Below are 14,162 nucleotides of genomic sequence, written 5' to 3' on the forward strand. Positions count from 1 at the left end.
GTACCGCTATTTTTCTATCCTCTTCAATGGCTGTTTGTTTAATCAGATTACGGCAATCGATTGCCGCCCGACCTCATGGCATTCATTATTGCATGGGAGATAGTTGCCTTGATTGGCTAGTCATCTTCCCAAACAGAAACTAATTCATTGTATTGGTTGTAGAGCTCAGCGGGATCTGACTCTTTGTTATTCCAAATATTAGTTGCGCCCCATTGTAGGACGGCGAGATCGGATGCTGCCGTCTCGTCTGCAGAGGAAATGACCACTTTCTGACGGGCTTCCAGCGTGTAAGCACTAAAAGGGTAGGTCTGGTTGCCGCGAACACTGACGAGCTTCCAGCCATTCAAGTCGATCGCTTGGTCTGTCGTATTCGTTATCGTGACAAGCTCTGCCAGCTTGTCCACCTCAATGAGAATTCCGCTTCGCGCGGCCTTCTTGACGGGGAATTCCGTATGATTGCTTTCAAAGGCACTGCTCCACAGGCCGATTTTGGCTTGTTTTGCTTGCTGCTCCAGCTGCTTGTATGCGTTTTCCATCTTGACATTAGGTTCAACAATCAGGACCTTTGCCAGACCTTGCGCAAGCAGCAGCTCGTTTAGTATCCGCCCATCCTTAAGCTCGACAACAGCCAGCGTACGGCCGTATTGATCGGTCGTTTCCTTGTCGAAGGTAAGCCGAACTTCTTGGGATTCAGCTAATAGCTCCTCCGTCGCAGCAGACGCTTCGGGTCCAAAGGCTTCCACCGGACTATCGGGCTTCTTGGTTTCCGGCGTATCTACATATAGAAGTCGAATGGTCGTCTCGTCGGAACCGGTTTTGATTTTGAAGGTGTCACCGTCTATATATCCGGCTACCTGATACCATTGGTTCGTTTGAATAACATTCGAGGAAAGCTCGGAAATGGCCGAACAGCCGGCAAGCGGCATGCAAATGAGCATGAGGAGAATGATTATAATTCTTTTCATAGAAGGGATACCTCCAGCCCAATGTGCGGTCAATTATGAGAACTTCTTAATTACTATAACACATTTTATATAAAAAAATCGCGTAATACATGCGCAGGTTGCGGCATAAAAAAGTGTTAAATTCTTCATACTGACAGGTGAGGGCATCTGAGTAGAACATTAAAAGGCAAAATTTATGAAATAAACTAGAAATAAATGGCTGGAGGAGAATGATGCATAATCTTCACGAAAGGCCAATAATCGTGCAATCGGATTTATTGGTGCTGCTTGACGAGAGTAAACCTATGGCACAGCAAGCAAGAGAGAAGCTAGTTCTCTTCATGGACGCCGTCAAAAGAGCGGGTTCGATTCATACCTATCGAATGACCCCTTTAACGTTATGGAATGCGGCAGCAGCAGGAATTACAGCGGACGAAGTTGTAGGCTTGCTTACGAAGTACGGGAGATATGAGCTGCCATTTCAGGCGGAGGCAACGATTCGAAAGCTGATCGGCAGGTACGGCAAGCTATGGCTGTCATCTGAATCCGGCAAGCTTATGCTGCATGGAGAAGCATCGATCATAGATGAGGTTATCACGCATCAATCCATTATGAGCTGTGTGACGATGAGGTCTGAGGCGACAGCTTGCGAGCTGAACGATAGCTGCAGGGGGGCTTTGAAGCAGGAGTTGACAAGGCTTGGCTATCCCGTTATTGATTTGGCAGGTTATCACCTCGGAGAGGAACTTGCTATTCAATTAAAAAATCGAACGCTGAGCGATCGGAGCTTTGTGTTAAGGGAATACCAGCAAGCTGCTGTTGAACTTTTTTATAAGGAAGGAACCGTGCAAGGAGGCAGCGGCGTTATCGTATTGCCCTGTGGAGCGGGAAAAACGATCGTAGGCATTGCAGCGCTGGCTAGGCTTGGCAGGGCAACGCTAATCTTAACGTCTAATTCGACCTCTGTTAAGCAGTGGAAGGACGAGCTGCTTGATAAAACATCGCTGACTGATCCTGAAGTCGGTCAATATTGCGGCACGCTGCGGCAGGTTCGTCCGGTTACGATAGCTACCTACAATATGCTGACGCATCGAAAATCAAAGGACGCTCCTTTTACCCATATGAAGCTGTTTTCGGAAAGGGATTGGGGACTCATTATTTATGATGAGGTGCATTTGCTCCCAGCCCCTGTGTTCAGAATGACTGCGGATATTCAAGCAACGAGGCGGCTTGGCCTAACGGCCACGCTCGTTAGGGAGGATGGCTGCGCGGAGGACGTTTATTCCTTGATTGGTCCGAAGCAGTACGATATGCAGTGGAAAACAGCCGAGGCGGGCTCCTATATTGCTTCGGTATCGTGTACAGAGATAAGAGTGCCGCTCCATGCAAATAAGGAAGCGTTATATGCGCAGGCAAGCGCGCGCTCGAAGCTTAGGCTCGCAGCTGAAAACCCTGGAAAAATTCCGGTCGTACAGCAGCTTTTGCGCGAGCATGCAGGCAAGCCTACCCTTATTATTGGACAATATTTGAACCAGCTGCATGAGCTTTCTGCGGAGCTCGGCGCGCCTCTGTTAACGGGAGAGGTGCCTCACCAGGAGAGGCAACAGCTGTATGACCGCTTTAAGTCGGGGCAGATTTCCGTGCTAATTGTCTCTAAGGTAGCGAATTTTGCCGTTGATTTGCCTGATGCGGCTGTCGCGATCCAGCTCTCCGGCAGCTTTGGCTCGCGCCAAGAGGAAGCGCAGCGGATCGGGAGATTGCTAAGGCCCAAAGCGGGCAGCAATCGAGCATGGTTTTATACGATTGTGACCGATCAAACGAAGGAAACGGAATTTGCACTTAAGAGACAGCTGTTTATGCTTGAGCAAGGATATCAGTACGAGAGGCTTAGTTTGCCACATAATAAGAATGAGGTTGCGGAGGCTGCTGCTCAATGAGAATGCAACAATTGGCAGGTAAGCTGCCCGAGGAACGAAAAAAAAGCTTCATGCAAGCATCAGCATGGCAAACAGCGCGGCAGCAAGGCTTGTCTTGGGAGGAAGCGGCTGCAAGGGATGAAACGATACTTGAGGCTGCCGCAGCGCTGACTCCTTATGCGGCGGAAGTATTAAAGGGAATGCTGCGACTATTTGCCGCTGTGCCTGCCGAAGAAGAGCGGCTCATTAAAGAGCTGCGACGGCATACCGACTTATCCGGCGCAGAGTGCCGAATCGGAATCGCAGAGCTGGAGGAAGCCGGCATCTTATTTTCCGCTCGCAAGGTTTGGGGTGAGAACCTGTATTTTGTGCCTGTGGATGGCTTCGCCAGTTGGCAGAGGGCATTATTCCCAAGCAACGCTGAACCCCTTGCAGCAGAGGACAGGGAAAGACTAATGAATGGGGTCATGAGACCTTATTGCCGGCCATTTGGCAGACAACTGCTTGCAGCTCTATCGGTATTGGGGCGAAGCGGATTAGCGGTTACGGTAAATGGAACGCTTCCGAAAAAAACGGTGAACAAGCTGCTGCAGGCATTAGATATAGATGAAAGCTATTTGAAATCCTTTGCATTAAAAGGGGCATATTCTGATGTTTATCCATTGAATGCCGCTTTTATTTTGGAGGCGGCATCAGCGCTCGGCTTGATCGAAACATTGGACGGATCAATGCGGTGGAATGAAGGTATGCTTAGCAACTGGCTGAACATCGGAGAGACGGAGCGGGAGAGCCAATTAATGGATTGGTGTTTGGCGCTGCTCCTGCCGGCCGGAGGCATGAGTGCGCATTTGGCGACGGCATTAACTGCACTGCAAGCCGGGGAATGGTTTTCTAAGCGCAGGATGAATGAACGGCTGAATGAAGCTAAGCTTCTTATGAGCAGCGGTGCAGATTCGAATGAAGCTGGCTTAGAGCTGTCCTGGTATGGATTATTGTACAGTCTTGGCTGGTTAGAGCTGGTGGATTATGCCCACTCTGACCACACGGAGCTGTTTTTCCGGTGGAAGTCTACAGCTCCAATAAAAACTGCGAGCAAGCAAACGTATGAGACACATTCTTCTTATGCCGCTGTACAGCCAAACGGAGAAATTATGGTTGAGCCGGAATGCCCTTTTTGGATCAGATGGGAGCTTGAGCTTCTTGCTGAACGGAAATCGGATGAGCTGGTCGCGATCTACCGTGTTGAAGCGGCTTCGATTTCCCGAGCTTTAGAGCATGGAAGGACGCATGCTTCCATCCAACATTTTCTTGAGCAAGCATCGGGCGAGGAGTCGTTGCCGCTTGCGATGCTGGCTATGCTGGAGGAATGGACAAGCCGTGCATGCCGGACAGCGTTTGCCGAGGTAGCGCTGCTGCGCTGTGACAATGAAGCGATGGCGGCGATCGTAGAGAACCATCCAACAATTGCTCCCCTGCTTACGCAAAAGCTTGGTTCGTGCGATTTTATTGTCGATAAGGCCCAGATAAGCGCCATTAGAGGCATGCTGCAAAAAGCAGGTTATCCTGCTAGGAAGGCCGTACAATCAGACGGTCAGTATGAGGCGGACAGCTACCCAATTTTCTATATGGAGAACGAACAAGCCTTGGAACCGCTTTTGACGGGCAAGCATGCAAGAACTTCGCCTTCTTATATTTACGAAGCTTTTTCGCTGCAGCATTTTGAGCTTAATGAGCAAGCTGCTCGGAAGAAACTTCAAACGATGGCGGAGCTTGAGCGGGTGCCCGTGATGTGGACAAAGCAGCTGCGTGCCTATCACCACTCCACCAGGAAGGAGCTTATCGAACACGCCTTGCAATGGCAAACGCCGGTTCAGCTGCTTATGGAGCGCGAGCTTCGATCATTTGTTCCGGAGAGGCTTGAGCAGCAGGATGACGGCTGGGCTGTCGTTGGCTTGCTTCGCGATGAGCCGGAGAGGCTGATGATTCGGTTAACGCCGGATATGTGGGAGGAAATGCGGCTAGTCATTCCGGGTCAAGGCGCTTCAATATAATCTCTATCTATTGGCTTTGCGATTATGATATGATAGTGTAGAATTTAGCGAATTGAAAAGAGGTGGATGAATGCCAACTGCTGAAGGTTTAACGGCTAATCAGTTGGAGCAACCGCAAGGCGGCGTTTCTTCTCTTGATATGGCGTCGCTGCTGCTTTGCGCCTATGAATTAGGTGACTGGATCAATCAATCGGCGGAAGTCGCCGAATATTTATATTGGAAGTCGGCTGTGAACGAGGACGAAGAAGTGAAACTGCTGACGAGGCAGTTCGACAAGGCAAAAGAGTTATTTGAAGAATGTCAACGATTTGGCCGTTTTCACCCCAATTACAACGAGGCGAAGGATAAGGTCAAAGTCATTGAGCGCGAGCTTGGAGAGATTGAAAGCGTTCGCCGCTTCAAATTTGCCGAGCAGGTCGTAGACGAGATGCTTTATGATGTTTCTCGTACGATCGCAGAGTCCGTATCGCAAAACATTAAGGTGCCGGGCAACGAAAAAGCTGGCGGCGGAAGTTGTGGAAGCGGCGGCTCATGCAGCTGCGGCAGCGGCGGTTGCAGCTAACACGGGCTTACGAAGTAGGTTTGCTACGCAAACCTAAGCAAAGGCTTACGAAGTAGGTTTGCTACGCAAACCTTTGAGGAGGGAAAAGATGCTACCGGATCGAACGGGTTATATCGTATGGGTAAGCGATTTGAAAGCAGCAAGGTCTTTGGAAAGATTCGGAACGGTTCATTACATGTCGCGGAAGATGCATTACGTCGTCATGTACATGAATGCGGAGCGCTCTGAAGAGGCTGTGCGGCAAATGGGGAAGCTTTCGTACGTTCGTAAGATCGAACGCTCATACCGAAATGAGATCAAGACCGAATATAGCAAGGACAGTGAAGATAAAACAAGATTTTACAGCTTGTAAGATAAATCCCAACCTTTTCCTTTCGGTGATGTGAACAGTGAGGTTGCATCGCTCGATAAGGTTATGTAATAATGTAAAATATTACATTATTCTGAATATCAAATGCTTCTCAGTGAGAATTAATACTGAGAAGCTTCTTTTTTATATACGTATTCCAAATACTTACATAATTGGTCTGACTTTAATTTATTGTTGTAATCTCGGACAATCGTGGTAAAATGGAATTAAATACATAGTATAAAAGCCCTGGTTCCTTGGAAGGAGTAGGTTGCGTGGTGAAAGATAAAATGACGAGAAGATGGAGTACATATGAGTCGTTTTATATCGATCTGGGTGATAAGAAAGTTGCGGATATCGTGATTACGAACCATGCCAAAAGTCGTTGGCTGGACCGGATAGAAAGCGAAAAAACCGGCTTTGAAGACATCGCAGAATTTCTATGGGAATGCCTCAAGCAAGGGCGCGTAGAGCCTTATTACCGCAACGAACAGGATGTTTACCTAATTGATGATGACCTTGTATTTGTTGCGGAATTTGCGGACTCACTAACGGAAACGGATATTACCGGATCTCCTTTACATAAGATGATCATCGTAACCTTTTTAGGGCGCATGTCAGAAACCATTGAGCTTAGGGACCTAAAGTCCTATTATTCATGGCTTCGTCATTCTAGGCGAATGACTCTTGTGAAGAGCAGCAGAAAACGAAAATAGGACTTTATAACTATATATAAATGGGGGAAGCATGCAATCTGCAAAAAGATTGCATGCTTTTTTTGTTGCGCTTGTAAGATTCTGTACAAGCTTTATAGTATAATAATGACCAGAAGAAAGGATGATTGGTTCATGGCGCTTAATTTTCACCAGCTGCATATTTTTTGTACGGTTGCGGAACGAGGCAGTTTCTCCGCAGCGGCGCAATCTTTACATATGACTCAACCCGCCGTTACGATGCAAGTACAGTCGTTGGAGGATTATTTTGGCACGAAGCTGCTGCAGCGTTCTACGAAACGCATTGAACTGACGGAAGCGGGAAGGGCTCTTATGCCTTACGCTCAGCGCAGCATCGACTTGATCCGTGATACGGATCAGGCAATGTCGGCTTTCACCAAACAGCTGAAGGGAAGGCTCCAGCTCGGGTCAAGCTTAACGATCGGGGAGTATATATTGCCGCGATTGCTCGGTCCGTTTGGCCAGGAATACCCGCATATTTCAATCAGCATGAAGGTTATGAACACTTCGCAGATTATGGAGGATATTTTGAATCACCAGCTTAATTTTGGCCTTATTGAAGCCCCGATTAATCATCCGGATATGCATATGGAGGCGGTAATGAGCGATGAGCTCCGATTAATCGTTTCCAAATCCCATCCATTGGCTGAGCGGGAATCCGTTACGTTAGAGGAAGTGATGGAATATCCTTTTGTGCTTCGGGAGCAAGGTTCAGGGACGAGGCTTGTAATGGAAGAGCAGCTGAGGAATAAAAATATCGATCCTTCCACTATGAAAATCGTAATGGAGCTGGGCAGCACGGGAGCTGTGAAGTCTGCTGTTGAGGCTGGCTTAGGCGTTTCCTTCATTTCATCTTCTTCCGTCAAGCATGAGGTAGCGCTCGATTTGATCCGCATGATTAAGGTGTCGGATTCGAAGTTTCAGCGCCAGTTTTATTCCATATACTTAAAATCGGCGATACTGCCAATATCCGCTGTCACATTTTTATCCTTTTTGAGAGAGAGGGACTTGCAGCAATGGCTCTAATGAATGGACTTGCTGATCTGCATACACATACGACCGCTTCGGATGGCATGCAATCTCCTGCTGAAAACGTTCGATTGGCAAAAGCGGCGGGGCTTGCCGCAATCGCGATTACCGATCACGATACCGTTGCCGGAGTGGCGGAGGCGATGCTGGAAGGGGAGCGTTTAGGAATAACTGTTGTGCCAGGGGTTGAAGTGAGCACGGTTGCAGATGGGACAGATATTCATATCCTTGGTTATTATACGAGCAATGATGACGAGAAGTGGCTAACGCGTCTTGCCAGCCTGCGTCGTGTAAGGGATCAACGAAATGAAATGATATTAGATAAGCTGTGCGAGCTCGGAATAGCAATCACGATGGATGAGGTTGTCGCGGCTGCTCATGGAGACGGCAAGCTCGAAGCCTTGCAGGATGCAGCCGTTAGTATCGGTCGCCCGCATATTGCCGCTGTCCTTGTGAACAAGGGAATCGTCTCCACTATGAAAGAAGCATTCGACCGTTATTTAAAAACAGGAGCTGCTGCTTACGTCAATCCGCCAAGATTAAACCCATTTGAGGCGGTTGATTGGATTCGGGAAGCCGGCGGCACTAGCGTAATTGCGCATCCGGGGCTTTACGGCAATGATTCGTTAGTCGAGGAAATTATTCGATATGGCGTGCAAGGAATCGAAGTGTTCCATTCCGATCACGGTCCGAAGGAAGAACGCCGATATGCGCAGCTTGCAGCGAGGTATCAATTGATTGCAACGGGCGGATCGGATTATCATGGATCGCGTCAAGGCGTTATTTTTCATGGTGAAATAGGCAATCGCACGGTAGATGTGAACGTTCTCCAGCAGCTAGAACCTTTATGGGGGAAAGAGCGCAATGAACCATAGGCTCTTTACGATCAAGGAAGCCTCTATGCGTACCAGCTTATCAACGCAGCTCATTCGGAAATGGGAGGAGCGTTACGAGGCTGTTATCCCGCAAAGAATGGCAAATGGCTATCGCGGGTATACGAATCATGATATAGAGACCCTTCTTTGGTTTAAGAAGCAGGTCGATGAAGGCGTACCGATCGGAATGGCTGTTCAGGAATGGAAGAACGCCGATCATGCAGCGATGGATTGGACGAATCCGATTGAGCAGCTGCTTCAAAGTTTTATTGAGCTTGATTTAACCAGTGCGGAGCGCATTTATGAACAGCTTCTAGCGGTTCTTCAATTGGAAAATTTGATGCTTCAAATTTTGGAGCCGACGCTCGTCGAGCTTGGAGAGCGCTGGGAACGGGGAGAAATTTCAGAATACCAGGAGCATTTCGGCAGCCTCTTTATTCGGGACAAAATGCTCGCGATCCGCGGCATGATCCGCACAGTTGACGATAGCCCATTGATGGTGACGGCATGCGGACCGGGCGAGCGTCATGAGCTTGGCATTTTATTTTTTGGTTATTTTGCGCAGATGGAAGGTTTTCGGGTCGTTTACCTGGGAAGCTCGCCCTCGGAGAAAGGGATTTTTGATTGTTTGGTGGAGGTACGGCCGGCAGCTTTTACATTTAGCTTCTCTGTCACTCAAGCTTTGGAGGAAGCGGTGCCTTTTCTGCAAGAGCTCGATCAACGGATTACCGGCGGCCAGCTGTCAACGAAAGTTTTTATTGGCGGAAAAGCGATTTATGAGGATGGCCTGCTGGCAGGAACCAAGCATGTGCACATGCTTGTAGGCGATGGCAAGCGCTGCGTCGAAAAAATAAAAACACGGTTTCTTATTCCAAATGAATAAGAGCCGTGTTTTTTTTATGCGCAATCGTCTTTACTTTAATTCGCTTGCGAGTGATTTAATGCGCTTCTCGTCAGGCGTGATGTACAGCGTCTTCTGGTTGTCGTATATGACGAAGCCGGGCTTTGCGCCGTTTGGCTTGCGCACATGCCGGATTGTCGTGTAATCCACGGGGATCGAGCTTGAGTCACGGGCTTGGCTATAGTGTGCAGACAGCATTGCCGCCTCTTCTAGCGTCGCATTGCCGAAGTCGCCGCCTCTTATAACGACATGCGAGCCAGGGATATCCTTCGTATGGAGCCATGTGTCGGAAGGCACCGCGAGCCGGTTCGTTAAATATTCGTTTTGCGTATTGTTTTTGCCGACATATATCGTTGCTCCCTCAGAGGAGGTGTAGCATAGCAAAGTTGGTTTAAGCGTTTTTTTCTTCTTCGGACCGCGCCGGCCGCGCTCTTTCATATAACCCTGCTCAACGAGCTCGTCACGAATCTCGCCAATATCGCCTAGCGATGCGTTGTCAACCTGCTGCAGCAGCGCTTCAAAATATTGAATTTCGGTACGGGCGATTTCCATTTGCTCGGCAACGATCGATAAGCTGTTCTTATGTTTCGTGTACCGGCGGAAATAGCGCTGCGCATTATCGGAAGGCGTGAGCTGCGGGTCCAGATCAATCTTGATTACAGCTTGCTCCTCATCATAGAAGTTAACGAGCTCAATGGTGGTGTCGCCGCGCTTTATTTGATGCATGTAAGCGGTAAGCAGCTCGCCGAGCACTCTATATTTTTCCGCATCCTTCGCTTCAACAAGCGTATCTTCAAGCTTTTTAATTTTTGTAATGTTTTTTGCTTTTTCATTTTGGACGAACCGAATCAGATCGGCAGCACGCTGCTTAACGGTATCGCGTTCCGCCTTATTGCCGTAGAAGCCTTCTAGACAAGTGCTTATGTCCGGAAAAACAACGGCTTCGCCTTCAATATGGGTAAGCTCCGTAATGGAGAAAAAGGATTTGCCGGTGTCCGCGTTTGTTTTGATCGTAGGCGTATAATGGTCGTTTCTGACTTGCTCGATAAAGCTTGAGTAGCTGCTCCATAATGCAGCTAGGCTTTGCTGCGATACGCTTTCGTCAGCGGATTGCTCGTCTGTGGCTAAGTCAGCGTGCGCACGGTGTACAAGCTCCTTAGCAAGAAGCGGGCTGAAGCCGCTTAGCTTGTCTACTAGCCTTTTGTGCAAGGGAGCAGTCTCGTCTGTTTCGCTTAGCGCATCCAAAAATTGCTGCTCGTTCTCGATAGCCAGCGGATCAAGCTTGCCTTGCTCGGGCGGCGAAGCGTAGCTGCTGCCGGGCATTACGATACGATGGCTGCTGATAGCTGGCGTAACATGATGAATGCCGTCATGAATGATGCCGGTTGATGGATCCATCAAAATAATGTTGCTATGACGCCCCATAATCTCGACTATGATCGTTTTGTTTGATAAGTCACCTAGCTCGTCGCGATGCTTCACTTCAATATGAATAATTCGCTCGGCCCCGATTTGACGAATGGACTCGATCATGCCGCCCTCGCAATGCTTCCGAAGCAGCATGCAAAACATCGGCGCTTCCATTGGATTGACATATGTACCGGTAGTCCAGTGGACTCGGGGATAGGTTGGGTTGGCGGACAGCAGCAGCTTGCCCTGCATACCGGCTCCGCGAATGCTGAAAACAAGCTCGTGCTCGGTTGGCTGATGGATCTTATGTATACGCGCACCAACGCAGCGCTGTAGGTCATGCGTGATCGCATGGGTGACGATGCCGTCTAATGCCATGGTGTAGTTCCTCGCTTCCTTGGTCTATCTTTCTCTATCATGCCATAGTTGAGACAAAAACTTAAGTCCTTGATGGGATATTTTATGGGCTGTCCGAATACATTTACCCTATAAAGGCTGTCCGAAGGGCCGGCGTCGTTGCTGCTTGGCTCGGCATATTACGGGAGGGAGTTATACCATGGAACAAATGAAATGGCATCAAATGGGGACAATTGAGTTGGTTGACGCGTTAGTCAGCTCCCCAGATCAAGGGCTGACGACGTCGGAAGCGGCGCAGCGGCTGGAGAAGCATGGACGGAATGAATTGACAGAGGGGAAGCGCGTATCGCCGATCTTGCTGTTCCTCAACCAATTTAAAGATTTTATGGTGCTCGTCTTGATGGGAGCGACATTGATTTCTGGCTTGCTGGGCGAATATTTGGACGCGATTACGATTGTCGCGATCATCGCCCTGAACGCAGTGCTTGGTTTCGTGCAGGAGTTTCGCGCGGAACGCTCCTTGCGGGCGCTCAAGGAATTGTCTGCCCCAACGGCCAAAGTTATACGCGGCGGAGAATTGCAGACTATTCCAGCCAAGGAGCTGGTTGCCGGAGATCTGATTTATTTGGAAAGCGGAGACCGGATCCCGGCTGACGTGCGCCTGCTGGAGGCGAATAGCTGCTATGTTGAGGAATCGGCTTTGACGGGGGAATCGGTACCGGTCGGGAAGCATGCAGCAGCAATCGGCGAGGATGATCTGCCGCTAGGCGACCAGCGCAACATGGGGTTTATGGGGACGATGCTTACTCGCGGAACAGCAAGGGCCGTCGTTATTCGTACAGGCATGGATACCGAAATGGGCAAAATCGCAGGACTCATCGAGCAGACGGAGTCGATGGAGACGCCGCTGCAGCACCGGCTAGAGCAGCTTGGCAAAATACTAATCGTCGTTGCGGTAGGTTTAACGATTATGGTAGTCGCAGCAGGCATTATGCACGGTCAGCCAGCGTACGGCATGTTCCTTGCCGGCGTAAGCTTGGCGGTTGCGGCGATTCCGGAGGGCTTGCCGGCTATCGTAACAATTGCGCTTGCGCTCGGCGTTCAGCGGATGATCAAACGGAAGGCAATCGTTCGCAAGCTGCCATCCGTAGAGACGCTGGGCTGCGCTTCTGTCATTTGCTCAGACAAAACCGGAACGCTTACGCAAAACAAAATGACGGTTACTCATGTGTGGATTGGCGGAAGGCAGCTTGAGGTAAGCGGTGAAGGTTATGATCCGACAGGTGCCATTTATGAAGCGGGCAACGCCCTTGACATTAAGCATGATCAATCCGTCAAACGTCTGCTTCAAATAAGCGCGCTCTGCAATAACGCTCAGATCGTGAAGGTAGAATCGGCGGAGACGGGTAAACGCAAGAGCAAGGAAATCCAAGAAGAGTGGGTGCTTAAAGGCGATCCTACCGAGGGAGCTTTAGCCGTGCTCTCGGCTAAGCTCGGTTCATCCGCGAAGGCGCTTGAGCAGCTTTACAAGCGGGAGAAGGAGTTTCCATTCGATTCGGAGCGAAAGCGGATGTCGGTCGTCGTTGCGCATCAGGGCGGTCGTCTCATCTGCACGAAGGGTGCTCCTGATTTGCTGATGGATCATTGCTCCTATGTGCTATGGGAAGGCAAGGTTGTGCCTTTTACGGCTACTTTAAAACGCAAATGCGCAGAGGCAGGCGAGCTTATGGCGCAATCCGCGCTTCGCGTGCTTGGACTTGCTTATCGCGATCTGCGCGCCGGCGATGTGTGCGAGACAGAGAGCGATGCGGAATGCCAGCTTGTATTCGTTGGCTTAACCGGCATGATCGATCCGCCGCGCCGCGAGGTGAAGGAAGCGATAGCGACCTGCAGACGTGCGGGAATCAAGACAGTAATGATTACCGGGGATCATCAGCTGACGGCGGAAGCGATTGCCGGACAGCTCGGCATCATGCCGCGCGGCGGCATCGCGATGAGCGGCAGACAGCTGGAAGCGATGGACGACGAGCAGCTTGACCGCCTCGTGGACAACATTTATGTATACGCGCGCGTTTCGCCAGAGCATAAATTGCGGATCGTCAAGGCGCTTCAGCGCCAAGGGCATGTAGTTGCCATGACAGGCGACGGCGTTAACGATGCTCCTGCGATAAAAGCGTCTGACATCGGCATCGCGATGGGCATTACCGGGACGGATGTATCGAAGGAAGCTTCGGCGCTCGTTCTAAGCGATGACAATTTCTCGACGATCGTAGCTGCCATTGAAGAAGGCCGCGGCATTTATGAAAATATTCGCAAATTCATCCGGTACTTGCTTGCATCAAATGTCGGCGAAATTCTCGTTATGTTTTTAGCGATGATGGCGGGGCTTCCGCTTCCGCTCGTACCGATTCAAATTCTGTGGGTCAACCTGGTCACAGACGGCCTGCCGGCGATGGCGCTTGGCGTGGATCAGGCAGAGAAGGATTTGATGCAGCAGAAGCCGCGTTCGGCCAAAGAAAGCATTTTCTCGCGCAGGCTCGGCTGGAAAATCATTAGCCGCGGCATATTGATCGGGGTTTGCACGCTTGGAGCGTTCTGGATTACGCTGCATGATGCGCCGGGCAGCGCTGCGCAGCTTATGAAGGCACAGACGGTCGCTTTCGCAACCTTAGTCATGGCACAGCTCATTCACGTATTCGACTGCAGAAGCTCGCGCTCTATCTTTCACCGCAATCCGTTTCAAAATAAATATTTGGTGCTCGCTGTACTCTCGTCGCTCCTTCTGATGATCGGCGTGCTTTATATTGAAGCCCTGCAGCCTATTTTCAAAACCGTTCCGCTTAACTTCCGCGAATGGTGTCTGGTCTTTGTAGCGGCAGGAATTCCTACTTTCTTAATGGGAATTGGCAGCGTGCTCGGCACTAAGAATAAAAATAAGACCAAATCAAAATGGCCGATCGGACCGCAAACCGCGGCGAGATAACACAAAAATACAAATCATGATACAAATTATGAATAGCCTTTCTCCTTGCTT

The 14,162-nt window shown here is 49.8% G+C and carries 11 protein-coding genes; 9 read left to right on the forward strand and 2 right to left on the reverse strand.

All coding sequences use genetic code 11. From position 1 onward, the window contains the following. Positions 1 to 116: 116 nt before the first annotated feature. Complete coding sequence (locus ADU23_RS21525) at positions 117 to 965, reverse strand: thermonuclease family protein (RefSeq protein ID WP_053375614.1); 849 nt, start codon at positions 963 to 965, stop codon at positions 117 to 119. 212 nt (positions 966 to 1,177) lie between these two features. Here ADU23_RS21525 and ADU23_RS21530 point away from each other — a divergent pair, with 212 nt between their 5' ends. From ADU23_RS21530 to ADU23_RS21565, 8 genes are all read left to right on the forward strand, one after another. Beyond that, positions 1,178 to 2,881, forward strand: a complete 1,704-nt coding sequence (locus tag ADU23_RS21530; protein WP_053375615.1) for a DNA repair helicase XPB — start codon at positions 1,178 to 1,180, stop codon at positions 2,879 to 2,881. After that, positions 2,878 to 4,911: a helicase-associated domain-containing protein gene (locus tag ADU23_RS21535; protein ID WP_053375616.1), complete on the forward strand. Its 2,034-nt coding sequence runs from the start codon at positions 2,878 to 2,880 to the stop codon at positions 4,909 to 4,911. The genes ADU23_RS21530 and ADU23_RS21535 overlap by 4 nt, the downstream gene beginning before the upstream one ends. A 70-nt stretch (positions 4,912 to 4,981) precedes the next feature. Continuing rightward, entirely contained in the window at positions 4,982 to 5,473 is a 492-nt protein-coding gene (locus tag ADU23_RS21540; protein WP_053375617.1) for a YlbF family regulator, read from the forward strand. 88 nt (positions 5,474 to 5,561) lie between these two features. Continuing rightward, entirely contained in the window at positions 5,562 to 5,825 is a 264-nt protein-coding gene (locus ADU23_RS21545) for a YlbG family protein (protein ID WP_053375618.1), read from the forward strand. A gap of 275 nt (positions 5,826 to 6,100) precedes the next feature. Next, entirely contained in the window at positions 6,101 to 6,538 is a 438-nt protein-coding gene (locus tag ADU23_RS21550) for a hypothetical protein (protein ID WP_053377763.1), read from the forward strand. A 132-nt stretch (positions 6,539 to 6,670) separates the two neighbouring features. Continuing rightward, positions 6,671 to 7,582 carry a selenium metabolism-associated LysR family transcriptional regulator gene (locus tag ADU23_RS21555; RefSeq protein ID WP_053375619.1) on the forward strand — a complete coding sequence of 304 codons (912 nt, stop codon included), beginning with the start codon at positions 6,671 to 6,673 and terminating at the stop codon, positions 7,580 to 7,582. Next, positions 7,573 to 8,460, forward strand: coding sequence for a PHP domain-containing protein (locus ADU23_RS21560; protein WP_442950617.1), 888 nt, complete (start codon positions 7,573 to 7,575; stop codon positions 8,458 to 8,460). The genes ADU23_RS21555 and ADU23_RS21560 overlap by 10 nt, the downstream gene beginning before the upstream one ends. After that, the gene (locus ADU23_RS21565) at positions 8,450 to 9,343 is read left to right on the forward strand and encodes a MerR family transcriptional regulator (RefSeq protein WP_053375620.1); all 894 of its coding nucleotides are present in this window, start codon (positions 8,450 to 8,452) and stop codon (positions 9,341 to 9,343) included. The genes ADU23_RS21560 and ADU23_RS21565 overlap by 11 nt, the downstream gene beginning before the upstream one ends. A gap of 30 nt (positions 9,344 to 9,373) precedes the next feature. Here the strand turns inward: ADU23_RS21565 and ADU23_RS21570 are convergent, their stop codons facing one another. After that, positions 9,374 to 11,149, reverse strand: a complete 1,776-nt coding sequence (locus ADU23_RS21570) for an Rqc2 family fibronectin-binding protein (protein WP_053375621.1) — start codon at positions 11,147 to 11,149, stop codon at positions 9,374 to 9,376. A gap of 178 nt (positions 11,150 to 11,327) precedes the next feature. Between ADU23_RS21570 and ADU23_RS21575 the strand changes: the two genes are divergently transcribed. Continuing rightward, a complete protein-coding gene (locus ADU23_RS21575; RefSeq protein WP_053375622.1) occupies positions 11,328 to 14,111 on the forward strand; it encodes a calcium-translocating P-type ATPase, SERCA-type in 2,784 nt (927 codons plus the stop codon). The last annotated feature ends 51 nt before the right edge of the window (positions 14,112 to 14,162 follow it).

Source organism: Paenibacillus sp. FJAT-27812, assembly GCF_001273905.1.
GTDB lineage: Bacteria > Bacillota > Bacilli > Paenibacillales > Paenibacillaceae > Pristimantibacillus.